The organism is Labrys monachus, assembly GCF_030814655.1.
Taxonomy (GTDB): Bacteria; Pseudomonadota; Alphaproteobacteria; order Rhizobiales; family Labraceae; genus Labrys; species Labrys monacha.
In genome coordinates this window covers 1,281,720-1,306,517 of sequence record NZ_JAUSVK010000001.1, presented here as the reverse complement: position 1 = coordinate 1,306,517, position 24,798 = coordinate 1,281,720, and the positions used below count along the sequence as shown (strand labels likewise).

The 24,798-nt window shown below is 67.5% G+C and carries 21 protein-coding genes; 6 read left to right on the top strand and 15 right to left on the bottom strand.

Features of this window, described 5'->3' with window-relative positions:
• Nucleotides 1-104: 104 nt before the first annotated feature.
• From ehuC to J3R73_RS05705, 3 genes are read left to right on the top strand one after another with little or no spacing between them, the layout of a single operon-like run.
• Nucleotides 105-761 (top strand): ectoine/hydroxyectoine ABC transporter permease subunit EhuC, encoded by a 657-nt coding sequence (ehuC, locus tag J3R73_RS05715; RefSeq protein WP_307423549.1) that lies wholly within the window; start codon nt 105-107, stop codon nt 759-761.
• Nucleotides 761-1,411 (top strand): ectoine/hydroxyectoine ABC transporter permease subunit EhuD, encoded by a 651-nt coding sequence (gene ehuD / locus J3R73_RS05710; protein WP_307423546.1) that lies wholly within the window; start codon nt 761-763, stop codon nt 1,409-1,411. Before ehuC ends, ehuD begins: the two co-directional genes overlap by 1 nt.
• Before the next feature lie 28 nt (nt 1,412-1,439).
• On the top strand, nt 1,440-2,195 hold the full coding sequence (locus tag J3R73_RS05705; protein ID WP_307437120.1) for an amino acid ABC transporter ATP-binding protein: 756 nt from the start codon (nt 1,440-1,442) through the stop codon (nt 2,193-2,195).
• Nucleotides 2,196-2,355: 160 nt separating this feature from the next.
• On the opposite strand, the gene ehuB is transcribed toward J3R73_RS05705, so the two are convergent.
• The 3 genes from ehuB to J3R73_RS05690 form a co-directional block, all read right to left on the bottom strand.
• The gene (gene ehuB / locus J3R73_RS05700; RefSeq protein WP_307423543.1) at nt 2,356-3,255 is read right to left on the bottom strand and encodes an ectoine/hydroxyectoine ABC transporter substrate-binding protein EhuB; all 900 of its coding nucleotides are present in this window, start codon (nt 3,253-3,255) and stop codon (nt 2,356-2,358) included.
• Nucleotides 3,256-3,739: 484 nt separating this feature from the next.
• Nucleotides 3,740-5,116 carry an FAD/NAD(P)-binding protein gene (locus tag J3R73_RS05695; protein WP_307423540.1) on the bottom strand — a complete coding sequence of 459 codons (1,377 nt, stop codon included), beginning with the start codon at nt 5,114-5,116 and terminating at the stop codon, nt 3,740-3,742.
• Nucleotides 5,117-5,224: 108 nt separating this feature from the next.
• Nucleotides 5,225-6,226, bottom strand: coding sequence for an LLM class flavin-dependent oxidoreductase (locus J3R73_RS05690; RefSeq protein WP_307423537.1), 1,002 nt, complete (start codon nt 6,224-6,226; stop codon nt 5,225-5,227).
• A 149-nt stretch (nt 6,227-6,375) separates the two neighbouring features.
• On the opposite strand from J3R73_RS05690, the gene J3R73_RS05685 reads away from it, so the two are divergent.
• Nucleotides 6,376-6,990, top strand: coding sequence for a TetR/AcrR family transcriptional regulator (locus tag J3R73_RS05685; RefSeq protein WP_307423534.1), 615 nt, complete (start codon nt 6,376-6,378; stop codon nt 6,988-6,990).
• A gap of 36 nt (nt 6,991-7,026) precedes the next feature.
• Complete coding sequence (locus J3R73_RS05680; RefSeq protein ID WP_307423532.1) at nt 7,027-8,139, top strand: Gfo/Idh/MocA family protein; 1,113 nt, start codon at nt 7,027-7,029, stop codon at nt 8,137-8,139.
• A 21-nt stretch (nt 8,140-8,160) separates the two neighbouring features.
• Here the strand turns inward: J3R73_RS05680 and J3R73_RS05675 are convergent, their stop codons facing one another.
• Entirely contained in the window at nt 8,161-8,673 is a 513-nt protein-coding gene (locus J3R73_RS05675) for a hypothetical protein (RefSeq protein ID WP_307423531.1), read from the bottom strand.
• A gap of 285 nt (nt 8,674-8,958) precedes the next feature.
• On the opposite strand from J3R73_RS05675, the gene J3R73_RS05670 reads away from it, so the two are divergent.
• Entirely contained in the window at nt 8,959-10,350 is a 1,392-nt protein-coding gene (locus J3R73_RS05670; RefSeq protein WP_307423528.1) for an NAD-dependent succinate-semialdehyde dehydrogenase, read from the top strand.
• 61 nt (nt 10,351-10,411) lie between these two features.
• On the opposite strand, the gene J3R73_RS05665 is transcribed toward J3R73_RS05670, so the two are convergent.
• From J3R73_RS05665 to J3R73_RS05615, 11 genes are all read right to left on the bottom strand, one after another.
• Nucleotides 10,412-11,845: an FAD/NAD(P)-binding protein gene (locus J3R73_RS05665; protein ID WP_307423526.1), complete on the bottom strand. Its 1,434-nt coding sequence runs from the start codon at nt 11,843-11,845 to the stop codon at nt 10,412-10,414.
• Nucleotides 11,838-13,172, bottom strand: a complete 1,335-nt coding sequence (locus J3R73_RS05660) for a sugar ABC transporter substrate-binding protein (RefSeq protein ID WP_307423522.1) — start codon at nt 13,170-13,172, stop codon at nt 11,838-11,840. Before J3R73_RS05660 ends, J3R73_RS05665 begins: the two co-directional genes overlap by 8 nt.
• 45 nt (nt 13,173-13,217) lie before the next feature.
• The gene (locus tag J3R73_RS05655) at nt 13,218-13,787 is read right to left on the bottom strand and encodes a peroxidase-related enzyme (protein ID WP_307423519.1); all 570 of its coding nucleotides are present in this window, start codon (nt 13,785-13,787) and stop codon (nt 13,218-13,220) included.
• Between the two features lie 25 nt (nt 13,788-13,812).
• Nucleotides 13,813-15,186 (bottom strand): NtaA/DmoA family FMN-dependent monooxygenase, encoded by a 1,374-nt coding sequence (locus J3R73_RS05650; RefSeq protein ID WP_307423517.1) that lies wholly within the window; start codon nt 15,184-15,186, stop codon nt 13,813-13,815.
• A gap of 13 nt (nt 15,187-15,199) precedes the next feature.
• Nucleotides 15,200-16,591 carry an NtaA/DmoA family FMN-dependent monooxygenase gene (locus J3R73_RS05645; RefSeq protein ID WP_307423514.1) on the bottom strand — a complete coding sequence of 464 codons (1,392 nt, stop codon included), beginning with the start codon at nt 16,589-16,591 and terminating at the stop codon, nt 15,200-15,202.
• 7 nt (nt 16,592-16,598) lie between these two features.
• A complete protein-coding gene (locus tag J3R73_RS05640; RefSeq protein WP_307423511.1) occupies nt 16,599-17,597 on the bottom strand; it encodes an ABC transporter permease in 999 nt (332 codons plus the stop codon).
• Entirely contained in the window at nt 17,594-19,234 is a 1,641-nt protein-coding gene (locus J3R73_RS05635) for a sugar ABC transporter ATP-binding protein (RefSeq protein WP_307423508.1), read from the bottom strand. The genes J3R73_RS05640 and J3R73_RS05635 overlap by 4 nt, the downstream gene beginning before the upstream one ends.
• Before the next feature lie 53 nt (nt 19,235-19,287).
• Nucleotides 19,288-20,634, bottom strand: coding sequence for a sugar ABC transporter substrate-binding protein (locus tag J3R73_RS05630; protein WP_307423506.1), 1,347 nt, complete (start codon nt 20,632-20,634; stop codon nt 19,288-19,290).
• Nucleotides 20,635-20,977: 343 nt separating this feature from the next.
• Nucleotides 20,978-22,699: an amino acid ABC transporter permease/ATP-binding protein gene (locus tag J3R73_RS05625; RefSeq protein WP_307423503.1), complete on the bottom strand. Its 1,722-nt coding sequence runs from the start codon at nt 22,697-22,699 to the stop codon at nt 20,978-20,980.
• A gap of 97 nt (nt 22,700-22,796) precedes the next feature.
• Nucleotides 22,797-23,927: a M24 family metallopeptidase gene (locus J3R73_RS05620; RefSeq protein WP_307423500.1), complete on the bottom strand. Its 1,131-nt coding sequence runs from the start codon at nt 23,925-23,927 to the stop codon at nt 22,797-22,799.
• A 193-nt stretch (nt 23,928-24,120) separates the two neighbouring features.
• Entirely contained in the window at nt 24,121-24,792 is a 672-nt protein-coding gene (locus J3R73_RS05615) for a DUF1028 domain-containing protein (protein WP_307423497.1), read from the bottom strand.
• Nucleotides 24,793-24,798 lie beyond the last annotated feature (6 nt).

The following is a 24,798-nucleotide window of genomic DNA, read 5'->3' as shown; positions in this document are numbered from 1 at the left end:
GCCCGAAGAGACCAGCCGTTTGCATCACGTCCAGTCTATTAAATCAATAGTCCACATGCGATAAGCACCGGGCATGCCGAGCCCCGTTCCGATTCCGTGATGCAATGACGATTGACGCCCTTCTCTGGTTCCTGCTCAAAGGCGCGCGCGTCACGATCGAGGTTACCGTGTTGGCCGCGGTCGTGGCGCTCCCGCTGGCCTTCGTCGCCGGCCTCATGCGCCTCGCCCCGAGCCGGATCCTGCGCGCCGTCGCGGCGACCTATGTCGAGATCCTGCGCGGCACCTCGGCACTCGTCCAGTTGTTCTACCTCTTCTTCATCCTGCCGCTGTTCGGCATCGAGATCAGCCCGCTGACCACCGCCGTCATCGGGCTCGGCCTCAACGCCTCGGCCTATGCGGCCGAGGTGGTGCGGACTTCGATCTCATCCGTCGAACGGCCGCAATGGGAGGCGGCCAGAGCGCTCGACATGCCGCCGCTGCTGACGCTGCGGCGCATCATCCTGCCGCAGGCCATTCCGCTGATGCTGCCGCCCTTCGGCAACCAGCTGATCGAGCTCCTGAAGGCGACGTCCCTCGTCTCCCTCATCACCTTGACCGACCTGACCGCGGCGGGCACCCAGATGGTGACGACGACCGGCCAGAAGCAGCTGGTCTGGAGCCTCGTGCTCGCCTTGTATTTCGTCATGGCCTATCCTCTGAGCCGGATCGTCCGCCGGCTGGAGCAGCGTCTCGGCCGCTTTCGCGGCGCACGGGGGCATTGATGGATTTCGACTTTTCCTTTGCCGTCGAAATTCTGCCGGACCTCCTGCGCGGCGCGGTGGTGACCCTCGAAGTCGTGCTGGCCGGCTTCGTCGCCGCCCTGTTCGGCGGGCTCCTCCTCGCCGTCGCGAGGCAGGCGGGCAACGCGCCGCTGCGGGCCGCCTGCACCGCCTATATCGAGTTCATGCGCAACACGCCGTTGCTCGTGCAGATCTATTTCCTGTTCTTCGTCCTGCCGCTGTGGGGCCTCACCTTCACGGCGATAACCACCGGCATCCTCGCCCTCGGGCTGAACTACAGCGCCTATCTCGCGGAGGTCTATCGCGGCGGCATCGACAGCGTGCCGCGCGGTCAATGGGAAGCCGCTGGCGCCCTCGACATGTCGCCGCGCGACACCTGGCTGCGCATTGTCCTGCCCCAGGCGATTCCGCCGATGGTGCCGGTGCTCGGCAATTACCTCATCGGCATGTTCAAGGACACGCCCCTGCTCGCGGTGATCACCATTCCCGAGATGATGCAGGTGGTCAAGCAGATCGCCGGCGAGACCTACCGCTACAACGAGCCCTACACGCTGCTGGCGCTGATCTTCCTGGCCATGAGCCTGCCGGCTTCCTTCCTGTTCCGCACGATCGAAAGGCGCCTGCGTGGCTGAAACCGCTGCCGAGACCCCGCCCGGCGAAATGCCGATCGTGCGCTTCTCGGGCGTGTCCAAATTCTATGGCGACACGCTCATTCTCGACAATCTCGACCTCGCCGTGCCTGCCGGGCAGAAGCTCGCCATCATCGGGCCGAGCGGGTCCGGCAAATCGACCATCCTGCGCCTGATCAAGGGGCTCGAACCCTATCAGCAGGGCCGCATCGAAGTCGCCGGCATGCCGGTCGGCGAGAAGGCGGGCGGCGGCTGGTTCGCACGCCGGGACGCGAAGCGGCGCCACGTCGTCGGCATGGTCTTCCAGCAGTTCAACCTCTTTCCGCACATGACCGTGCTCGGCAATATCGTGGAGGCGCCGATGCGCGTCCTCGGCCTCCGCCGCGCCGAGGCGGAGGCTCGCGCGGCGGAACTGCTGGCGAGCGTCGGCCTGACGGGCCGGGAGGCGGCCTATCCCAGGCAATTATCCGGCGGCCAGCAGCAGCGGGTCGCGATCGCGCGGGCCCTCGCCATGCAGCCGCAGGTGATGCTGTTCGACGAGGTGACCTCGGCCCTCGATCCGGAACTGGTCGGCGAGGTCCTCGGCGTCATCCGCGCTCTGTCGCACGAAAGCGGCATGACGATGCTGCTGGTCACGCATGAGATGAACTTCGCCCGCGACGTCGCCGACCGGGTGCTGTTCATGGAGAAGGGCCGCATCGTCGAGGATGCGCCGCCGGCAAGGCTCTTCACCGACCCGGCGAGCGAAAGGACCCGGACCTTCCTGCGCGCCGTGCTGGAGCGATAGGCGGGCTGTCGGCCCGCACGCCCCCGCCCTCACGCTCATCCATCCCTTCTCCCCGCGATGCGGAGCGAAGGGATGGCGGCCGTCTCGACGAGCGGGCGGCGAAACGCCGCCGGGCAGCAAGGCCCGGGATGCGAATGCCGCGACGAACGGCTTCACGGCCTCAGCCGGCGCAGACCTGCTCGGCCGTCACGTCCTCGGGCGGCAGCTCGTTTTCCGTGTAGCCATAGGGCTTGAGGAGTTCGAGCAGGCGGCCGGAGGTGCGCAGCTTCTTCAGTTCGGCGTTGAAGGCGTCGGCGAATTCCTTGTCGCCCTTGGGCAGGCCGAAAGCATGATAGTTGAAGCTCGGCTTGCCGTCGGGGCCCGGGATCTGGTCGAACGGCAAGGCGCGTTCGATCTTCGGATCGTTGGCCGTCTTCAGGAGGCCGGCGATTTCGACGTCGGGAAAATAAACGACATCGATGCGGTCGGCCTGCAGCGCGGCGAGCGCCTCGTTGTCCTTGTCGAACAGCGAGACGCGATCGGCCTCGATGCCGGCATCCTTGGCTTCCTGCACCTGGTTGCTGCCGGACTGCGTGCCGAACCTGGCGTTCTTCTTGGCGGCGACGTCCTTCAGGCTGTGCAGCCCAAGCGGATTGCCCGCCTTGACCAGGAACGCCCCTCCGGAACGGGTCACCGGATTGGAAAAGGCGATGACCTTGCAGCGCGCCGGGCGGATGAAGAGGCCGGCGCCGATCACATCGAAACGGTCGGCGGCGAGGCCCGGCACCAGCGCGCCGAAATCGACGATGGGCGCTTCGATCTGGGTGATGCCGAGCGGCGCCACGACGGCCCGCAGCACGTCGATGTTGGCGCCCGTGAGCTTGCCGTTGGCATCCACATAGCCATAGGGCTGCTCATTGGCGATGCCGGCGATCAGGCGTCCGCGCGCCTTGATCTTGGCGAGGGTGCCCTCCGCCGCATGGGCCGGCGTCCGGCTGCCATCTGCCAGGGCTCCGGCCAGCACCGTCGCACCGAAGCCGGCGCCCAGCAGCATGGCCTGGCGTCGTGTTGCTTTCATCATCCTGTCTCTCCAAACACATCGAGGTTGTAGGCAATCCGGCGGGTCTTCGTTCGAACGAGCCCGCATCTTTCCGAAACTTGGCGTTCACGGCAACGGCGATGTCGCGATGGCGGCTTCCCTGATGCCGGAGGCCGGCCCCCCGGGCGGGCGCCGATGACCATGCCGTCAGGCCGCCGGTTCCCCTGTCCCGTTCCGAGCGGCGGCCCTCGGCGAGCCGCCTTGTTCCGAAATTATCGAGATAAGACAGGACGACATCGGACCCCTCACGCGAATCCGGCGGAACCATCTCCAGGCCGGACCTCATCGACGACAGGTATCTTAATCGGCGACGGCAATAAGTCTACAGTATTTATAGACTGAAATGCTTCCGCCGAAGCAGCAGGCGCCAAAAAACGACGTTCGACAGGCTCCGTGCGTGCTCCGATGCAATGGGCGGCCCCGGACTTCACCGTCCGGCGATCCGACGCGGCAGGGCAGAGCGGTCTCAGCGGGATCCGGCGTGGCCGAGCAGCCTGCCCGCCAGCATCGCCGCCTGCTGGCGGATATCGGGCACGGCGACGATCTCCCAGAAGACCCCCGAGGTGACCGGGCCGACGGCGTAGATCCGTCCCGACATGGTGCCGTCCCGCCTTACGGCGGCGCAATCCTCGCCGACGTCGAGACCCAGGCCGAGCGGATCCGGCCTGACCGACCCGGCGGCGAGCAATTGCCGCAGCACCGGGTTCTCCGTCGCGCGGATGTCGGACGCCCGGCCGCGGCACTCGAACACCGCGCCGGCGTGCAGATGCCGCTCCCGCTGCCCCGTGCGTGCGACGTAGCGCAGGACGACACCGTCGGCACCCGGCTCGAAGCCCGTGACCCGGCCGGCGATCACCGTCAACTGCCCCGTCCGCCGCGCCTCCTCGATGCGATCGGCGGCGGCCGGCGCCATGCGGTGGCGATGCGTGTCCCACCAGGTGCGGGCATGACGCAGGAAACGCCGCCTCGCTTCCTGTGTCAGGCTGCGCCAAAGGGTCTGGCTGTGCGGACGCAAACCGTCGACGACACTACGCCAGTCCCCACCCCTCGCCTGATGGTCCCTGACCAGCCGTCGCAGCCAATGCGTGAGATAGGACATGCCGGCGCCATAGGGTATGTCGGCGGCGTCGAGCCGAAGCACGGGAACCGGCCTGTGCCTCTGCGGCAGCAATCCGTGCCGCGATATCGCGACGATGCGGCCTCTGTGGCCGGCATGCAGCAGGGACAGGACACGATCGGTCATGGTGAGGCCGGTGCCGATGATGGCCACGTCCGCGTCCGGCGAGAGGGCGGCGGACGGGATGTCGAACCAGCCGTCGAAGCGCCAGGGTGCCGGCGGCAATTTCGGTCCTTCGTTGCCCGTCGCGAGGATGGCGATATCGGCCCGAATCGGCTCCCGGCCGGCGAAGCGCGCCGTGAGGCCCTCCGGCGTTTCCTCGAGGCCGACCACCTCGTCATGGATGATGGCCAGCCGCTTGGTGCCCGGCTTCTGCACCAGATGCGGTCCCAGGAGGTCCGAGAGATAGTCGCGAAAGAGCCTTCTCGGCGCGAAGGACTGCGGATCCGGGCAATCGGCGCTGCTGTGCTCGGCGACCCAGCGCCAGAAATGCACGGGATCGTCGGGATAGGCGCTCATATTGGCGGCGCGGACATTGAGCAGATGGTCGGGATGGCTGGTGCCATAGGCGATGCCGGCGCCCAGTTCCGGGCTTTTTTCGACCAGGGTGACGCGCAGGGCCGGCTGGCGGCTGCGCAACAGATGCGCTGCCATCAGCACGCCGCTGGCTCCGCCCCCGATGATGAGCAGGTGTCCGTTCGCTGCGGGGACAGGCCGGTCCGGCATGGCTGCGCTCCATTGATCTACTATTTTAGTAGATCGTAGGCGCGTCATGGCGCAACGAAAAACACGGGCCCGCACCAGGCAAACCCGATCCGGGGCGGAGCCCGCCGATCAGATCGAGCCTTTGCTCCCCGCATCTCCCGCCTCGGCGATCAACTCGAACGAACGCAGCCGTGTCGCATGGTCGTAGACGTCGGACACGACGATGAGTTCGTCGGCCCCGGTCTCGGCCACGAGCGCTTCCATGCCCGAGCGCACCGTCGCCGGCGAGCCGACGATGGACCGGGCCAGCATCCGCATCGCCTGCGCCTTCTCCATCGGCGACCAATAGCTCTCGATATCGTCGATGGGCGGCCGGCTCAGGCCGCGCGCGCCGCGGAAGATGTCCGCGAAGGACATCTGCTGGGTGGTCGCCAGACGGCGCGCCTCGGCATCGGTCCCGGCGGCGACGACGTTGACGCCGACCATCGCATAGGGCCGGTCGAGCTGCTCGGACGGCTTGAAGCGGCTGCGATAGATTTCCAGCGCTTCGAGGAGGAGGTCGGGCGCGAAATGGGAGGCGAACGCGTAGGGCAGCCCGAACTCGGCCGCAAGCATCGCGCCGAAAGTGCTCGATCCGAGGATCCACAGGGGAACCGCGGTTCCCGCCGCCGGCACGGCCTGGATGCGCTGGCCGGACGCCACCGGCCCGAGGAAGGCCTGCAATTCCAGCACGTCCTGCGGAAAATTATCCGCCGCCTCGGGCGAGCGGCGCAAGGCGCGCAGCGTGAGCTGGTCGGTGCCCGGTGCGCGGCCGAGCCCGAGGTCGATCCGCCCGGGAAACAGGCGCGCCAGCGTGCCGAACTGCTCGGCGATGACATAGGGCGCGTGGTTGGGCAGCATGATGCCGCCCGCCCCCACGCGGATGGTGTCGGAGCCCGCCGCGATATGGGCGAGCACGATCGAGGTGGCGGCGCTGGCGATGCCCGGCATGTTGTGATGCTCCGCCACCCAGATGCGGCGATAGCCCCATTTCTCGGCGTGGGCGGCGAGATCGCGGGCATTGTCGAGCGCCCCGCGCGCATCGGTCTCTTCGGTGACGCGGACGAGTTCGAGGATGGACAGTGCCGTCATGGCCGACTCCCGATTGGATCGACGGAGCAGCGCCGGACCCTCGGCCCGATCGTCCCCGCGCTGAAAACGGAGGCGATCTCCATTTTCCTTGACGCTATATGGAGGCTGCCTCCATATTGTGTCAATCCGATGCGGCACCGGGAACAGCCATGAGCCTCGATGCTCCGAACGACGACCGATCCGGCCTGCGGGCGGATGCGCGGCGCAATCGCGACCGCATCCTGCGCACGGCCGTGCACCATTTCACCTCCCACGGCATCGGGGCCTCTCTGGAGGACATTGCCAAGGCCGCCGGTGTCGGGGCCGGCACGCTCTACCGCCATTTTCCCTCGCGCGAAGCTTTGCTCGAAGCCGCCCTGCGCGAACACCAGCTCGAATTGCTGGAGACATCCCGGCAGGCCCGCGGCATCGCCGACGCCGACGCGGCCCTCCACACATGGCTCACCGCGCTGCAGGATTACCTGCGCACCTTCAACGGCCTGCCGGCTCCGGTCCTCGCCGCGGTGAAGGAACGGGCCTCGCCCCTCGCCCTCTCCTGCGACACGCTCGTCACCATCACCGGCGAGTTTCTCGCGCGGGCGCAGAGCCATGGCCATGCGCGGAGATCGGTCACGGCCAACGAACTGTTCCTCGGCGCGCTCGGCATCGCCTGGGTGCTCGACAAGGCCGACGCCTACGGCACCACGCGCCGCGCCCTCGAGGCGGTGTTCGCCCACGGCTACCTCCGGGACGGCGACGACGGCGCGGACGGCGGCAGCATATGAAGCGGGGCATCGCCCCGGCGAAGAAGGACATCACCCATGGCTGAACAGCGCTTCCGGGTCGGCATCATCGGCCTGCAGCCGGGCCGGAGCTGGGCGGCACGCGCCCATGTCCCGGCGCTCCGCGCCCTGCCGGAAGATTACGAAATCGTCGGCGTTGCCAATTCGAGCCTTGCCAGCGCGCAGGCTGCGGCGGAGGCCTGCGGCATTCCCCGCGCCTTCGCCGACGTCGACGCGCTGGTCGCTTCGCCCGACATCGATATCGTCGCCGTCACCGTGAAAGTACCGCACCACCACGCCTTGGTGAAGGCGGCGATCGAGGCGGGCAAGCATGTCTATTGCGAGTGGCCGCTCGGCAACGGTCTTGCCGAGGCGGAAGAGATGGCGGCGCTCGCCCGGCAGCGAGGCGTTCTCGGCGTCGTCGGCACCCAGGCCCGTGTCGCCCCCGAGATCGAGTATCTGGGGCGGCTGGTCGCCGACGGCTTCGTCGGCGAGGTGCTGTCGACGACGCTGACGGCCTGGGGCCGCGGCTGGGGTGCTTCGATCGACAGCACGGCGACCGGCGCCTATCTGCTCGACCGCGCCAACGGCGCCACCATGCTGACGATCCCGCTCGGCCACACGCTGGCGGCGCTTCGGGACGTGCTCGGCGACGTCGCCGAGCTTTCGGCGGTGCTGGCCAACAGGCGCCGATCGGTCCTGGCGCGCGACACCGGCGCGATGCTGCCGATGACGGCCCATGACCAGGTCTTGGTCAGCGGCCTGCTGCGGAGCGGCGCGTCGGTTTCCATCCATTACCGCGGCGGCCCGGCCCGCGACAGGGGCCTCGACTGGGAGATCAACGGCACCGAGGGCGACATCCGCGTCACCGGTCCGTCCGGGCATACCCAGATGGTGCAATTGTCGCTGGAGGGCGCCCGCGGCGACGGCGAGGCGATGCGGCCGCTGGAAATACCCGCCTCCTACCGCTCGGGCTGGCCCGCCGACGTCGTGCCGGGCAACGTCGCCCGCCTCTATGCGAGGATGGCGGCGGATCTGCGCGAAGGCACCCGCACGGCCCCCTCCTTCGACGATGCCGTGCAGGTCCATCGCCTCATCGCGGCGATCGAGAAGGCCGCCGAGAGCGGCGGACGGGCCGCGCCGGGCGCTTGAGCGCAGGTCCGGCCGCTCCGGCTATTTGAACCCGACGATACCGATGGCGCGATAGGCCGCGAGATAGCCCACGGCGAGCGCGACATAGGACGCGATGGTCAGCACCGCCGTGAGGAGATTGAAGGTGGTGCCGAGCCGCGCGCGGAAGGCGGAGCCCGGGGCGTTCTCGACATAGGGATATTCCCACACATAGGTCTGCCGCTTCAGGGCTCCCGTATGGAACAGCTGGGCGAAGTAGGTCGTGCCGAAGCCGACGCAGGCGCATAGAATCGCGATGACGAATGCCCGGAGGGACCAGGGCAGCCAGGAAGCCAGTTCGGCATTTCCATTGGCGACCAGCGAGCAGATGAAGGCCAGCATGGCGGCGGCGGACCCGCCGCTGGCGAGGGCCGCAACCCGCAGCGCTTCGCTGCCCAGACGGATGACGGTGGCCTGCATCGCAGCCAGGGACCGGGCCTGATCGTCGTGGGACCGTTCCGCGGCGCGGATGTTGATCTCGTAGTCCTCGGCTTCATACTCACGCGTCACAGGCATTCCCTTACCGTCACTTGCAATCCGCTATCATTCTCACGCCGCGCCGCCGGTGCCGCGGGTATCGCGAATTTTCCCCAGCATTTTTCGTCGCGCCCCTCGGGGAGGGGCGGCCGGAAGCGCCGGCGCGTGATGCGGAGCACGCCCGTCCGGGAATTTGCGTCCGGACCGCCTGATCTTGATCCGTATCAAGCGCCGGGGAAGGCCGGGGTGACAGACTGCGGAACGATCAGCCACCGGATCGTGCCTGATTTTCAGAGATCCGATTCATCGAAAGGAATAGCTATCATGGCATATGCAACGACGAATCCCTATACGGGCGAAGTCCTGAAGACGTTTCCGGACGCCACCGACGCCGAAGTCGAGCAGGCTGTCGCAAACGCCCATGATGCGTTCCTGGCCTGGAAGGAAACGACCTTCGCCGAGCGCGCCAAGGTGATGCAGGCCGCCGCCGATCTGCTGCGCAAGGATATCGACCCCTACGCCAAGCTGCTCACCATCGAGATGGGCAAGCTCTTCGCCGAGGCCCGGGCCGAAGTGGAGCTGTCAGCGAACATCCTCGAATATTATGCCCGCAATGCCGAAACCCTTCTGGCCCCGCAGGAACTGCCGGTGGCCAGCGCGGCCGAAGGCAAGGCGAGGATCGTGCACGATCCCTTGGGCGTGCTGCTCTGCATCGAGCCGTGGAACTTCCCCTATTACCAGATCGCCCGCATCATCGCGCCGCAATTGTCCGCCGGCAACACGATGCTGCTCAAGCACGCGTCGAACGTTCCCCAGAGCGCCGCGGCGTTCGAGAGGCTGATGCGCGAGGCCGGCCTGCCCGAGGGCGCCTTCCAGAACCTTTACGCCACGCGTACGCAGGTCGAGCGCATCCTCAACGATCCGCGCGTCCACGGCGTCGCCCTCACCGGCTCGGAAGACGCCGGCGCGATCATCGCCGCCCAGGCCGGCAAGGCGCTGAAGAAGTCGACCATGGAACTCGGCGGCGCCGACGCCTTCGTGGTGCTGGCCGATGCCGATCTGGAGAAGACGACCAAATGGGCGGTCTTCGGCCGGCACTGGAACGGCGGGCAGGTCTGCGTGTCGTCCAAGCGGATGATCATCGTCGACGAGGTCTATGATCGCTTCCTGGAACGCTACAAAACCGGCGTGGCGGGCCTGAAGGCGGGCGATCCGTTCAACCCCGAGACCACCCTGGCGCCGCTTTCCTCGCAGGCGGCGGCCGACGACCTCAAAGCCAAGATCCGCCTGGCCGTCTCCCACGGCGCCACGGCGACGGAAGTCGGCCCCGATGTCCCGAACCAGGGCGCCTTCGTGCAGCCGACGATCCTGACCGACATCGGCGAGGACAATCCGGCGCGCTACTGGGAATTCTTCGGCCCCGTCTCCATGCTGTTCCGCGCCAAGGACGAGGACGACGCCGTGCGCATCGCCAACGACTCGCCGTTCGGCCTGGGCGGCTCCGTGTTCACCTCGGACACCGAGCACGGCGCCAAGGTGGCCGAGAAGATCTCGACCGGCATGGTGTTCGTCAACCATCCGACCATGGTCAAGGCAGACCTGCCCTTCGGCGGCATTCGCCGCTCCGGCTATGGCCGCGAATTGCTGGGTCTCGGCATCAAGGAGTTCGTCAACCACAAGCTGATCGACGTCGTCGACATCGACGCCGAATTCTGACCGCACGGCGGGCGCCCTCTGCCTTGCGGTGCAAGCGAGGCAGAGGGAATGCCGGTGCCCTTCAGGCTCGATCCTCCGATGCGAGCGCCGATGCCGTCGCCGCCAGGGCGGCGGCGAGTTCGCAGGCCTGGCGCGCGATGTCGGCGACCGCCGTGCTTTCCCACCACAGCCCGCGCAGGGGCGGGCCGAGCGCAAACAGCCGGTCAGACGCCACGCCGCCGCGGCCGACGACGCGATAATCCGCTGTCGCATCGATACCCAGCCCCAGGGGCCCCGGCCGCACCGTTCCGCCCCTCAGCAGATTCTGCGGCAGCGCCTGCCCGACTTGCCGCCAGTCGTAATCCACGCCGCTGGACACCACGACGGCGTCGTAGACCCGGATCGACGTATCCGCCGTTCCGCGCAGGCGTATCGTCAGAGCCGGGCGTTTTCCCAAGACGTCGATCGCCCGGACCTCGCCCGCCAGGTGGTGCAGCCGCCCCGCCTGGGCGAGGCCGTCGACGATCGATCCGGCCGCCGGCGGCGAACGGTGGTGATGGCTTTCCCAGAAGGGACGGACATGGCGGAGGAACCGGCGGCGTTCCCGATCGCTCGCCCCGCCCCACAGCCGGCCGACATGGGCGCGGACGGTGTCGAGGGGGCCTTGCCAATCCTCGCCGGCCGCCATCGCCGCCTCGCATTCGGCGCGAACCGCGCGCGTGAGGGCGCGCGCCGTCGCCAGATGCGGCCGCCCGGCGAGAAAATCGATCCAGTCGGGCGGCAGCCGTCGCGGATGGGGTCTCAGCCCGTGGCGGGAGACGACGTCGATCGCCCCCCGGTACCCCGCCGACTGCAGCGACACCACGGCATCCACCATGGTGAGGCCGGCGCCGATGATGGCGATGCGCGCCTCCGGCCCGGGGACGTCGCCGGCGTCCATGGCCCAGGGATCGAGCAGCCGCCGGGAGGATCGCGCCCCGTCCGTCGCGCGGCTTCGCGAGAAGATACCCGTCGCGAGCACCGCGACGGATGCCGCCAGGGCCGAGCCGTCGGAGAGCCGGACCCGCAAGCCGTCCCGCTTCTCCTCGATATCCGCCGCCCTGGCCCTCACCCACTCGAACCGGCGCCCGTGGCGCGCATTGGCGGTCACGGCTTCCGCCAGGACTTCCTGGATATAGAGGCCGTAGACGGAGCGGGGCGCGAACAGGTCGCTCGCCGGCCCCTCGGGCGCTTCCGGCCAGCCGCCCTTGCGGACGAAGCGCTCGAGCCATCGCGTGAAATGGGCGGCATCGGCCGGATCGGCGCTCATCCTGCCGGCATTGGCATTGACGAGATGCAGGCGGCTGCGGCCCGAATAAGCGAGGCCGCGGCCCGGCGGCCCCGCATCGTCGACGACGAGGACGTCACGCCGGCCCGGCGCTTCGAGCAGGCGCGCCGCCAGCAGGGCCCCGCTGAGGCCGCCGCCCACGATGACGATGGGTGCCTGCCGGCTGGGCAAAGCGGCTGAGTCAGGCATTCGGCGACGGACCAAAGAAGGGAATCTTGTAATGCTCGCTGTATTCCTTCTTCACCGCATCCCATTCGCCGTTGGTCTTCGCATCGATATAGGCCTTGGGATAGGTCCACCCCTCGGGCTTGGGCAGGCCCGCCCATTCCACGTCGATGTCGAGCGGCGTGATCTCTCCCTGCGGGTCCCAATCGGCGGGATGGGCGACCTTGGACATCCGGCGGTAGTCGAAGGGCAGCACATCGCCATTGTCGACATAGCGTTTGAGGTAGACGTCGACATTGCTCTGCGTCGTGATGACCGAATGCCAGTTCAGCATTCTCTCGGAGGCGCGCGGCTTCCAGCCGTTGAGCACGTCGTAGAGATAGGCGGTGAAGAAACCGGCCTGGAAGGCGGGGCAGTTCGCGCTGGTGGCGAGCTGTACGCCGCTCTTGATGGCGCGCGCGCCTTCGGCGGTGCCGTCCGCGCCCACCACCAGCACGTCCTCGCCCGCCCGCAGGCCGGCGCTGCGCAGGGCGGCGATGACGCCCTGCGCCACGTCGTCGTTCTGGGCGACGACCCCCACGATATCGTTGTGCCGGGCAAGGAGAGCCTGTGTCGCCTTGAGGGAGTCCTCGCGGTTGAACAGGCCCGGAAGCTGGTCGACCAGCTGGGTCTTGGGGAAAGCCTTGAAGGCCTCGTCCCGCCCGCGGCTACGCACCGAATCGGTGGAGAAGCCCGGCACGCCGGTAACGCCGAGGATCTTGCCGCCGCCGAACTTCTCCGTCACAGTCCTGAGCAGCACCTCGGTGACGCCGCGATGGGCCGAGAACTCCTCGGGCACCGCATAGAGGGCGTAGTATTCGCTGGCGTCGAACGGCGTGAACCAGGGCAGCGTCGCCCAGACATTCGAGAAATAGGCCTTGTTCTGTTCGGCGAGCTGGGCGATGCGCTTGACGGCGCTGCCGTCCGGCGCATGCAGGATGATGGCGTTGGCGCCGACGTTGAACTGCTCCTCGGCCTGGTTGAGCTGGCGCTGGCTGTCGATCTGGCCGTCCAGATAGCTGTAGCCGAGGCCGAAGGCCTTCGCGGCGGCCTGCGTCGCCTTGCTGGCCTGCACCATGAACTCCACGCGGCTCGTCCATGCGAGATAGGCGAGCTTGCCGGATGGCGCGGCGACGGCGACCGAGGAGCTGCCGAGCAGCCCGGCCGCCGCACCCGCGGCGACCCCGGCCGAAGCCAGCGCCAGGAAGTCGCGGCGCGAAACGCCGCGCGTGTCGAGCCGGTCGAGATGGGCGTCGACGACGCGCTTTTCGCCGAGATCGCCGAAGGCGAGCGGGTTCGTCCTGATGGGCACGAGATCCTCCTGTCGATCGAAGATTGGGGGGGAACGGACTGCGGTTCAGGCCGGAAAGAACTTGTCGTCCGGCACGACGCCGAGCGAGATGAAGATGCGGTTGGTGTGATTGAACCAGGCGCTCGTCTCGACGGCTTCGAGGATGTCGGCATCGGACAGGCCTGCGTCGCGCAGGGTCGCGAAATCCTTCTCGCCCACGGCCTTGGGTGACTGCGTGATCTTCCGTGCGAGGTCCGCCAGGGCTCGCTCGCGCTTCGAAAGCGGGACGAGATGATCGTCGAGCGCGATACGCTGCGCACGGGCGTGGTCGTCCAGCACGTCGCCGAGCGCGCGGGTGTGATGGACGGTGCACAGGCCGCAGCCATTCGCCGCGGAGACGATCACCGCGATCAATTCGCGCTCCTGCAGCGGCAGGCGGCCCCGCGGCGAGAACAGACTTTCGAAATAGCCGGCAAAGCGATGCACGGTCTCGCCGTTCAGCGAGAGCGAACGCACCCAATTCTCCCGATGATGTGCGTCGACGATCTTCCTCACGTCATCCGGCAAGGCGGCGACATCGGGCACGGGCAACCGCGACAGGGGCTGTCCGATTGCTGCATCCAGAACCGTCGTCATGGCTGTTCTCCCTTGTTGACAGGATCTATTCGGCAGCTTGGCGCTGCGGGTGGCGGAAGCGGGCGGCGGGATGGTTTCTCGCCAGGAAGGCCGGGCGCCCCGGGAAGAGGCGCTCGCGCAAGGTGCCGGGGGCGTAGTCGCGCTGGGCGAGGCCCCGTTCGCGCAGCACCGGCATGACGTGGTCGATGAAGTCGACGAAGGAGCCCGGCGTGGTCTGGTAGGCGACGTTGACGCCGTCGATGCCGGCATCCTGCCAGTCTTCGAGGCGGTCGGCGATCTGCTCCGGCGTGCCGACGATGCGCCCGTTATAGGACATCGCCGTCACCAGATCGACGAGGCGGGCCCGCTTGCCGGGATTGGCTTCCTCGAAGAATTGCGTGAAGCCCTGCAGCCCCTCGATCTTGTAGTCGGCAACCGGCTTTTGCGGATCGAGAAGACCGAAATCAATGCCGAGGTCCCGCCCGACATGGGCGGCGAGGCCGTCGGTGCTCACATAGTCGTCGATGGCCCGCGCCTTGCGCCAGGCCTCCTCCTCGGTGCTCCCCACCACGAAGGACAGCCCCTGGAAGAACAGGAGGTCCTCGGGCCGGCGGCCGGCCTTCGCCAGTTCCACCCGGATATCGGCGATGGCCGAGCGCGCGGCCTCCGGGGTGAGGCAGACCACGAAGGTCGCCTCGGCGTTGCGGGCCGCGAACGCGCGCCCCGCCCTGGACGATCCGGCCTGGATCAGCACCGGCGTGCGCTGCGGCGACGGGCTGGTGAGATGCGGTCCCGCCACGCGGTAGCGCGGCCCGACATGATCGATGGTCCGGATGCGCGTGGGATCGGCGTAGACCTGCGCCGTCCTGTCGAGCCGCACCGCGTCGTCGTCCCAGGATCCTTCCCACAGCTTGTAGGCGACCTCGACATATTCGTCCGCCCAGCGGTAACGCTCGTCGTGCGGGACCGGCTCGTCGAAGCCGAAATTGGCGGCGGCGTTGCGGCTCGTCGTCGTGACGATGTTCCACCCGACGCGCCCGCCGCTCAAATGGTCCAGCGTCGACACCCGCCGCGCGAAATCGAAGGGATGGGATTGCAGGATCGAGCTCGTGAAGGTCAGCCCGAGATTCGTCGTCGCGCCGATGAGCGCCGCCGCCAGGACGGACGGATCATTGGCGGGGAAGTGGATGCCCTCCTTCAGATAGACGTCCCAGCTGCCGTTGTGCCCCTTGTCGACCCCGATCACATCGGCCAGGAACAGGGCGTCGAAGCGGCCTTTCTCGAGGATCCCGGCGAGCTCGACCCAGGTCGAGAGCTGGTTGAGCTCCGTCTGGCGCGTCTGCGGATGACGCCAGAGCCCGTGATAGACATGGGAGACGGCATTCATCGAAAAGGCGTTGAAGATCAATCGCTTGCGCATCTGTCGATCCTCGCTACGCAGCCGGCTGGCTGCGGTCGCCAGGACCCGCGAAGGCGCCGCGGTAGCGCGCGGCCGGATGGCGGTCGACGAGGCGGCCAGGACGGCCGGGAAACAGGCGCTCGCGCAGGCTGCCTTCGGCATAGTCGGTCTGGGCGAGCCCCCGCTTCTGGAGGACGGGCGTCACGTTCTCGATGAAATCGGCGAAGGAGCCGGGCGTCGTGTGGTAGATCAGGTTGACGCCGTCGATGCCGGCCGCCTGCCATTCGCCGAGCTGGTCGGCGATGGTTTCGGGCGTCCCGACGACCTGGCTGCTGAGGGCATAGGCGCGGCCGAGATCGGCCACCGTGGCACGCTTGCCCGGGTTGCCCTCCTCGAAGGCGCGGATGATGCCCTGGACGCCCTCGATCTCCAGCTCCTCGACCGGCCGGTTGGGATCCAGGAGGCCGAGATCGATGCCGAGATCGCGGCTGATATGGGCGAGCAGCCCGTCGACGCTGACGTCCTGCTCCAGCTCGCGCGCCCGGCGCCGCGCCTCTTCCTCGGTGCCGCCGACCACGAAGGACATACCCTGCACGAAGAGGAGATCGTCGGCGTCGCGGCCGGAGGCCCTGACCAGGGCCCGGGTCTCGTCGATCTGCCGGCGGGCGCCCTGCGGATTGACGGCGGCGATGAAGGTGCCTTCGGCATGGCGGGCGGCGAAGGCCCGGCCGGCCCGCGAGGAGCCCGCCTGGAAGAGGACCGGCGTGCGCTGCCGGGAGGGCTGGCTCAGATGCGGACCCAGGACCTTGTAGCGCTGGCCTTGATGGTGGATGCGGTGGATCCGGTCGGGATCGGCATAGATGTTGCCGGCCTTGTCGTCGATGACGGCATCGTCGTCCCAGGAGCCCTCCCACAGCTTGTAGACGACATCGACATATTCCTCCGCCCACCGGTAGCGCTCGTCATGCGGCACGATGCGGTCGAAGCCGAAATTCTGCGCCGCATTGTGGCTGACGCTGGTGACGATGTTCCAGCCGACCCGCCCCTTGCTCAGATGGTCGAGGGTGGAGAGCTTGCGGGCGAAGTTGAAGGGGTGCTCCTGCAGGATGGAGCTCGTCAGCGTCAGTCCCAGATGTTGCGTCGACTGGATCAGCGCCCCGACCAGCACGCCGGAATCGTTGATCGGGATCTGCACCGCTTCCTTGATATAGGTGTCCCAGGACCCCTTGTAGACGGCGTCCACTCCCAGGATATCGGCGACGAACAGGGCGTCGAACTTGCCCTTTTCCAGCAGCCGGGCCAGTGCGACCCAGGTATCCAGATCGTTGAAGCGCGTCTGCGCCGTCAGCGGATGCCGCCAGAGCCCGTGATAGACATGGGAGACGGCATTCATGGAGAAGCCGTTGAAGATCAATCGCTTTGCCATGGCTCGCCTACTTTACGACGGTGGTACGGGCGCGATCGCGGCTGACCAGGACGGCGGCGATGACCACCAGCCCCTTCACCACCATCTGTGAGTATTGCGACACGCCCATCAGGTTCAGGCCGTTGTCGAGGATGGCGATGATGAGCACGCCGATGAGCGTCCGATGCGGGCCGCCGACACCGCCCGAGAGCGAGGTGCCGCCGACGACGATGGCGGCGAGGCTGTTGAGCAGGAGGTCGGATCCGAGCGACGGGCCGGCCGCCCCGAGACGGGCCACCGACAGGACGGCACCGATGGCCGCCAGCACGCCCGACAGCACGAAGGCATAGATCTTGTAGCGTTCCACCGGGATGCCGGCGGTGCGGGCGACCGTCTCGCCGCCGCCGATCAGGTACATGTAGCGTCCGAACCGCGTGCGGGCGGCGATGAACACCACGACGATCCAGGCCAGGAGCGCGCACAGCGCGATATTGGGAAGGCGCGGTATCAGCTGCCCTATGGCGATCTGCTCGAAGCCGGACAGGTCGAACTGGATCGCCCGCCCGTCGAGGATGGTCAGAGCCAGGCCACTGAAAACCGACAGCGTCCCCAGCGTCGCGATGAAGGAGGGGATGCGGCCCAGCGTGTAGATGACGCCGTTGACCAGGCCGAGGACGCCGCCGATCACCGCGACGATCGGCAGGACGGCAAATCCCACCGGCGTGTCGTTCAGCAGGGTGACGCTGGCGGCGCCGCCCAGCAGCACGATGGCGCCGACCGAAAGGTCGATGCTTCCCATCAGCACCACGAAGGTCCCGCCGAGGCATGCGATGAGCAGGGTTCCCGCCTGTCCGCTGACGGCGGTGAAATTGCGCAGCGTCGCAAAGGAATCCGTCGCCAGCGCGAAGAAGACGAACAGGAACGCCACGACACCGATGGGAAACCACAGGCTCGTATCGATGGATTTCAGGTCGAGCCCGAAGGGCGACGAACGCCGCGGCGGCGACTGGAGCGGAACTGTCGTCATTGTACGATTTCCAAGGTTTGCTGCTGCGTTTGCCGGGCCGGCTTCTCGCCGCCCTTGGGCAGCATCCAGGCCACGAGTTCGCGCTCGCTGGGCTTGGCGTCGACGGGCGCGGCGATCTCGGTGACGATCCGCCCGCGCTGCATGATCAGGACCCGGTTGGACAGCCCGATCAGTTCCAGCAACTCGTCGGTGATCAGCAGGATGCCGACCCCGGATGCCGTCAGCTCGCGGATCAGGCGGTAGATCTCCTCCTTGGCGCCGGCGTCCACGCCGCGCGTCGGATTGTCGAGCACGAGCACATCGGGCTTGCGGACGAGCCAGCGGGCCAGGACCACCTTCTGCTGGTTGCCGCCCGAGAGCCGCGCGCTGCGCAGATTCGGCGTGGCGGACTTGATCGACAGCTCGGCGGCATAACGGGCCGCGACCGCGACTTCCTTCTGCCGGCGCCAGATGCCGAGACGGTTCGAGAACAGATCGGCGCCGCTGGCGAGCGAGATGTTCCATGCCACGCTGAAGGCGGCGATCATACCTTCGGCGAGCCGCTCGGCCGGCACATAGCCAAGGCCCTGGCGCACGAAGCGGCTGATCCGGGGCGTGACGGGCTTGCCGCCCTTGAGCGACACCGTCCCGCTCGCGGGCGGCGTCACGCCTGCGATCGCCTTGCCGACGGCGCTCTTGCCGGAATCCAGCAGGCCGCCGATGCCGACGACCTCGCCCGGCCGGACCGACAGGGAGACGTCTTCGAAGAGGCCGGGCAGGCTCAACCCGCGCGCCTCGATGACGGAAGAGGACGTCTCGATCCGGCGCTGGCGATTTTCGTGATAATAGTCCGCCGCCCGTTCGCGCCCGACCATGAGGGCATGCAGCATCTGCTCGTTGGCGCTCTGCGGATCGAGCCTGGCGACGAGACGGCCGTCCTTGAGCACATAGATGACGTCGGAGAGATCGAGGACCTCGGTGAGCCGGTGCGAGACGAACAGCAGCGAGCCGCGCTGCTTGACCCGGGCCACCAGGCGGAAGAAGGCCTCCTCGTCGCGGCGGTCGAGCGCCGATGTCGGCTCGTCGAGCAGGATGAAGGGCGTCTTCGCTCCGCCGAGATGGGTGGTGGCCAGGCAGGCGCGGGCGATCTCGATCGACTGGCGCTTGGAGAAATCATAGTCGCTGGTCCGCTTGCGGACGTCGACGTCGATCCCGGCCTCCTCGATGATCCCTTCCGCGGCGGCGATCATGGCTTTCCTGTCGAGGAATTGCCCGGCGCGCGCGAAACGGTGCTCCTGGCCGAGAAGCAGGTTCTCGTAGACCGGAACATTCGCCACCAGCGACTGCTCCTGGAAGACCCGCGAGACCCCGCTCGCCACCGCCTCGCCATAGCTCCTCACCGAGTAAGGCCGCCCATTCAACTGCATGGACCCCGAATCCGCCTTCACCAGGCCGCTGAGGATGTTGAACAGCGTCGACTTGCCCGCGCCGTTCTCGCCGACGAAGGTGACCACCTTGTTGGCCGGGACCTCGAAGCTCACGCCGTCGAGGACCACGGTCCGGCCAAAGGATTTGGTGAGCCCTTCGGCCTCGAAAAGAACGGCGCGGTTCTCGGCCGGCGCGAACGGGCGCGCCAGCGCTTGGCTGTGAAGGGTCATCGGTGTCTCGCGGATCGAAGGGAACGGACGGGCGGAGGCGGCGGGCGCCGCGGTCATGCCTTCGCGTTGGGCGAGGGACCGTCGAACTTGATCTTGTGGTGATCGGCGTATTCCGCCCTCACCCGCTCGAACTCGCCGCTGGACTTGGCGTCCGTATAGGCCTTCGGGTAGGTCCAGCCCTCGGGCTTGGCGATGCCTTCCCAATGCTTGTCGATGTCGAGCGGGTAGACATCGGCCTGCGGATCCCAGTCGTCGGGATGCAGCACCTTCGATATCTTGCGATAGTCGAACGGCTTGACGCCCTCATTGTCGACGAAGCGCTTGAGGTAGCCGGCGACGTTCTCCTTGGTGGTGGTGAGAGAGCGCCAGTTCAAAAGGCGCTCGGAAGCCCGCGGCTGCCAGCCATGCGTCACGTCATAGATGCGGCCCGCGAACAGACCGGCGGCATAGGCCGGGCTGTTGGCGCTGGTGGCGAGTTGCGTGCCCTTGGCGATCGACTTCACGCCGCCGCTCGTGCCGTCGGCGCCGACGACGAGCACGTCCTCGCCGGGACGCAGGCCCGCGGCGTTCAGCGCCGCGATCACGCCCTGGGCGACATCGTCGTTCTGAGCCACCACGCCGACCACGTTCTTGTGCCGGCTGAGCAGATCCTCGGTGGCCTTCAGCGCGTCCTCCCGATTCCATTTGCCGGGAAGCTGGTCGACCAGCCGGGTCTTGGGGAAGTCCTTGAAGGCATCGTCGCGGCCGCGGCTGCGGGCGATGTCGGTCCAGTTGCCCGGCGAGCCGGTCACGCCGATGATCTCGCCGCCGCCGAATTTCTCGGTCACCGCCTTCAGCAGCTCGACCGTCACGGCGCGATGGGCGGCGAATTCCTCCGGCACGGCATAGAGCGTGTAATAGTCACCCGCTTCGAAGGGCGTGAACCAGGACAGCGTATCCCATACGTTGCCGACATAGATCTTGTTGTCCTGCGCACCCTTGGCGATGCGGCGCAGCGGGCTGCCGTCGGCGAGGTTGAAGATCGCGGACTGGATGCCCGCGGCCTCCTGCTGCTCGAACTGATTCAGTTGCAGCTGGCTGTCGAAATTGCCGTCGAGCGCCGTATAGCCCCCGAATCCGAGGTCCTTGGTCGCATCCGCGAAGGCCTTGTCGAGGATGACGTTGTATTCGTTCCGGTAGAAGGCGGTGAGGAAGGCGAGCTTGCCGTCGGGCGAGGCGACGGCGACCGAGGGCAGCCCCATCGTCGCCGCCGCGACCGCGGCAGCCGCGCCGGCGGATGCGAGCGCCAGGAAGTCGCGCCGGCTCACGCCGGTGGTGTCGAGGCGATCCATGTGCCGATCGACGACGCGCTTGTCCGAGAAGTCGGGCAAGGGGGGAGGAGTGAGCATACCAGCGGTCATCGCCGGCTCCTTGATCTGTGGGAGGAATGAAAGGTCGCCGGGGCGACGCCGAGCGGGCATGCCCGACAGCCGTCTTCGCCGGCATTAATGTCTACTATTTCTATAAATTATATAAAGTAAATATGCAAAATACGCATAGCTGCCATGCACGCCATCGGCGGCGTTCTCCGTCCCTCTTCGGGCGGGAAGCCGAACCGGAGCGGCCCCCGCGATGAGCCCGCGCAGAAATCGCCGGTATTCCGTCGGAATGCGATGACCGGCTCGCCGCCAACCTGGACGATACGCAGATCCCCGCGGGCAGCGCCGATTCATCCACGGGGCATGGGGCATCCAACGGCGCGGCTCACCCCGCCGAGGCTTCGCGCTCCACCATGCGCAGGAAACGTTGCGTCCGCTCGTGCCGAGGCGCGCCCAGCACCTCGTCCGGCGTGCCCTCCTCCACGACCACGCCCTCGTCCATGAAGATGACGCGATCGGCCACCTCCCGCGCGAAACGGACCTCGTGCGTCACCACGAGCATGGTCATGCCCATCTCGGCGAGACGGCGGATCACGGCGAGCACCTCGCCGACCAGTTCGGGATCCAGCGCCGAGGTCGGCTCGTCGAACAGCATCAGGCGCGGCGAGATGGCGAGCGCCCTGGCGATGGCGACGCGCTGCTGCTGCCCGCCGGAAAGCCGGTGCGGCAGGTGATCGGCATGATTGCCGAGGCCGACCATGCGCAGCAGGCGCATCGCCGTGCGCCGGGCCTCCGCCGGCGCCACGCCATGCACATGGACGGGCGCCTCCATGATGTTCTCGAGCGCCGACAGATGCTCGAAAAGGTTGAAATGCTGGAAGACCATGCCGATGCGGGCCTGGGCACGCGCGGTGGCGAGATCGCGCATGGGAATCATCGTCTCGCCGACCTGCCGATAGCCGACATATTCCCCATCGACGAGGATGGCGCCCTGGTCGATGGTTTCGAGATGGTTGACCATTCTCAGGAGCGTGCTCTTGCCGGAGCCGCTCGGGCCCATGACGACGACGACCTCCCCTCGCGCGACGCTGAAATCGACGCCGCGCAGTACCGGGCGGGCTCCGTAGGCCTTCCAGAGATTGCGCCCGAGCACGAAGGGTCCCGGCTTCTGAGCCTGGTCCCCCCGCCCCGATGCAAGCTCGCCGAGCCATAGATCGGCCGGGGCCGCCTCTTCGGTCGCATCCGGATCGGCGGCGGGAACGGGGGCGGCGGATGGCGGCGCCGGACTGCCCCAATGGAAGCCGACGAACCGCCCGATGCCGCCCTCCCGTGACGGACTGCGTTCGAGCTCGAAGTCGAAGCGCCGTTCGAGAACCGCCTGCAGCGCCGCCACGACGCTGGTCATCGCGAGGTAGATGAGGCCCGCAGCCGCAAACACCGTGAAGAACTTGAAGTTCTGGCCGACGATCTGCTGCGCCCGGAAGGTCAGCTCGTTCACGAAGATGACGGAAGCGATCGACGTCCCCTTGATCATGCTGATCGTTTCATTGGCGATGCCGGGAAGGATCGCCCGCATGGCCTGGGGCAGGATGATCCGCCGCAGCGTCAGGAGCGGCTTCATGCCGAAGGCCGAGGCGGCGATGCTCTGGTTGCGGTTTACGGAGAGAATTCCGCCGCGGATGATTTCGGCGCTGAACGCCGCCTCGTTGAGGGCAAAGCCGATGACCGCCGTCGTAAAGGTGCCGAACCTGATGCCGAAGGCCGGCAAGGCATCGTAGATGAACACGAGCTGGAGCAACTGGGGCGTTCCGCGCACGAACCAGATGTAGAACCAGGCCGCGTTTCGCACCACGGACAGATGCGACAGCCGCAGAAGCGCCAGTCCCAATCCGAGCACGACGCCGCCGACCATGGCGAGAGCCGCGATTTCGACGGCGACCCAGGCCCCCTGCAGGAGGAACGGCTCCGTCGCGTAGGACAACAGATCCCACGCCCAGGAGGCGTCGACATCGCCGGCGTCCGCCGCCCATGCAGGGCGGCATGTCGCCATCGTCGCCAAAGCGGGGATCCCCGCCAGGCGGGCGAAACTGTGGAATATCCGGTTCACTGCGGGACTCCCGATGTCGTCGCGAAGCGGAGCGGTCCAGGAAAGGGAAAGGCGAAGCCGGGCATGCCGGGATGAAGGGAGGAGGCGATTTTCGTCCCTACCCGCATGCGAAGATTTCGTCCGTCGGGAACTTGCCGGACAGCAATTCGGGGCCGTCACCCGTCACCAGGATCATGTCCTGGATGTGCCAATGATTGATATGAGGCTCCATCGCGATGACCATGCCGCTCTCCAGCCGCCTGGAATTGCCGCGCGAGATGACGGGCTCCTGCTGATGCCACCAACAGCCGACGCTGTGACCGGCGAGCATCGACGCGTAGGTGAGCCCCGCGGCCTCGAAGCGCTCCACGATCTGCCGATAGATGTCCCCGGACGCGACCCCGGGCCGGCACATGTCGAGCGAGGCGAGATAGATGTCCCGTATCGTGCGATAATCCCGGCGCTGCTCGGCCGTCGGCTGTCCGATCACCGCGCATCTCGACTGATGGCCGGGATAGCCCTTCCGATAGGCGACATAGTCGGTACGGATGGCATCTCCCGCTTCGAAGGCGAAATCGCTCTCGCCGGCATAGGAGACGGTGTTCCGGCTCGAGTTCAGGATGCCGTGCACGAACTCGCATCCACGCGCCAGGCACGCGGCGACGAGCGCGGCGTGCAGGTCGCGCTCCCGCATGCCGGGGCGCGCGGTGGGAAAGACCTCCAGGAAGGCGTCGTCCAGGATGTCGGCGCCCTGCCTGAGCAAGGCGATCTCGCCGGGCATCTTGACGGCCCGCACGTCCTCCATCATCGCCGTGGAATCCCGCATCCTCATCCGCGGCAGGCGGGCAGCCAGGACATCGGCGTCGGCGGCGCTGATATAGTTTCTCTCGAAGCCGACGACGGCGCCGGAAAGGCCGGCATCCTCGATGGCCGTGCAGAGGCGTTCGACCGGCCGCTCGACATAGCCTTCATACAGATCGAACGTCTCGACCCATGAATCCCGCCGCGCGAGCCCTTCGGCAATCGTATTGACGATGATGCGCGGTTCGCCGTGGCGAGGCCACAGCAGGAACACCGCGCGGGGGGAATCGGGCAGGTCGACATGCCGGGCCAGGGTGCCGGGATAGGCGAAGCCGGCGAGATAGGTGAAATTGGCGCCGGACCGGGCGACAAGAGCGTCGAGCCCCAGCGCGTCCATCCTGTCGTTCAGCCGCCGGCTGTTCACCAGCTCGTTGAAGGAGGTTTTCAAGATATTTTCCTGTCGATCCGGAGGCAGGCCGGCTCGATCCGCGGGGGATTGCCGACCTGCATGGGTTGCGGTTGGGGCTCGCGCCGGACGGGCGGCGCGGGCCATATCGTCGCGAGCGGAAACGCGCCATGGTCGCAGCGCTCCGATGCGACGGCGTTCGGTGGCCTCGATCCTGCCCGGCCGATGGAGACGGTCAGAGAGTGAGGTCGGTGGACCCGACCGGATCGGCCCTGGTCGGAAAGCCGGTGCTGAAGGTCGCGAACCGGCCGCGGGAGACGCCATAGAGCCTTCGCAGTTCGGCGAGCGGATCCGCATGGCTGTCGACGCGGATGTCGAGCGAGGAATATTCCTCGCCCTTCCATATGCGCAGGGCCGCGGATTCCCGGCCCCGGCTGTCGCCGCCCGCAGCCTCCGCGGCCTCCATCGCCGCCATCAGGCGCTCGGCGAGAGCTTGCCCGGCGGTGGCGAGAAAGGCATCCCGGCAGGCCTCGACGACGCCCGGGCCCGAGAGCATGTTGCCGGCGACGGACACGCTCCGCCCCTGCACGCTGCCGCGCCAGGACACGCACGCCGCCCCCGTATGCTGGGCGATATGCCCCCACCGATCCATGACGTGGAGCTGACGCATGTCCCGGCCCTCGTCCGTCGCCAGCAGCATCGCCAGCACATGGTCGGCGGGACAGTCCTCCGCGAGAAGCCGGAGTCCCCGGCCGCCGAACAAGGGATTGGTCTTGGCCTGGGTCGCCAGCACGCCGAAGCGGCCGTCGCCGTACAGGCAGTGCGCGCCGACGGCGAACGCCTTGGTCGCGATGCCGGCCCCGAACTCGCCGGTCGCCGGATCATGAGCCAGAATCGACCATGTCATCGCCGC

Coding starts and splice junctions, on each gene's coding strand:
- ehuC (WP_307423549.1), top strand. CDS start 105: ATGACGATTGACGCCCTTCTCTGGTTCCTGCTCAAAGGCGCGCGCGTC.
- J3R73_RS05655 (WP_307423519.1), bottom strand. CDS start 13,787: ATGACGACGGTTCTGGATGCAGCAATCGGACAGCCCCTGTCGCGGTTG.
- J3R73_RS05690 (WP_307423537.1), bottom strand. CDS start 6,226: ATGACGGCACTGTCCATCCTCGAACTCGTCCGCGTCACCGAAGAGACC.
- J3R73_RS05615 (WP_307423497.1), bottom strand. CDS start 24,792: ATGACATGGTCGATTCTGGCTCATGATCCGGCGACCGGCGAGTTCGGG.
- J3R73_RS05650 (WP_307423517.1), bottom strand. CDS start 15,186: ATGCGCAAGCGATTGATCTTCAACGCCTTTTCGATGAATGCCGTCTCC.
- J3R73_RS05675 (WP_307423531.1), bottom strand. CDS start 8,673: ATGCCTGTGACGCGTGAGTATGAAGCCGAGGACTACGAGATCAACATC.
- J3R73_RS05670 (WP_307423528.1), top strand. CDS start 8,959: ATGGCATATGCAACGACGAATCCCTATACGGGCGAAGTCCTGAAGACG.
- J3R73_RS05680 (WP_307423532.1), top strand. CDS start 7,027: ATGGCTGAACAGCGCTTCCGGGTCGGCATCATCGGCCTGCAGCCGGGC.
- J3R73_RS05695 (WP_307423540.1), bottom strand. CDS start 5,116: ATGCCGGACCGGCCTGTCCCCGCAGCGAACGGACACCTGCTCATCATC.
- J3R73_RS05645 (WP_307423514.1), bottom strand. CDS start 16,591: ATGGCAAAGCGATTGATCTTCAACGGCTTCTCCATGAATGCCGTCTCC.
- ehuB (WP_307423543.1), bottom strand. CDS start 3,255: ATGATGAAAGCAACACGACGCCAGGCCATGCTGCTGGGCGCCGGCTTC.
- J3R73_RS05635 (WP_307423508.1), bottom strand. CDS start 19,234: ATGACCCTTCACAGCCAAGCGCTGGCGCGCCCGTTCGCGCCGGCCGAG.
- J3R73_RS05640 (WP_307423511.1), bottom strand. CDS start 17,597: ATGACGACAGTTCCGCTCCAGTCGCCGCCGCGGCGTTCGTCGCCCTTC.
- J3R73_RS05685 (WP_307423534.1), top strand. CDS start 6,376: ATGAGCCTCGATGCTCCGAACGACGACCGATCCGGCCTGCGGGCGGAT.
- J3R73_RS05705 (WP_307437120.1), top strand. CDS start 1,440: ATGCCGATCGTGCGCTTCTCGGGCGTGTCCAAATTCTATGGCGACACG.
- ehuD (WP_307423546.1), top strand. CDS start 761: ATGGATTTCGACTTTTCCTTTGCCGTCGAAATTCTGCCGGACCTCCTG.
- J3R73_RS05630 (WP_307423506.1), bottom strand. CDS start 20,634: ATGACCGCTGGTATGCTCACTCCTCCCCCCTTGCCCGACTTCTCGGAC.
- J3R73_RS05665 (WP_307423526.1), bottom strand. CDS start 11,845: ATGCCTGACTCAGCCGCTTTGCCCAGCCGGCAGGCACCCATCGTCATC.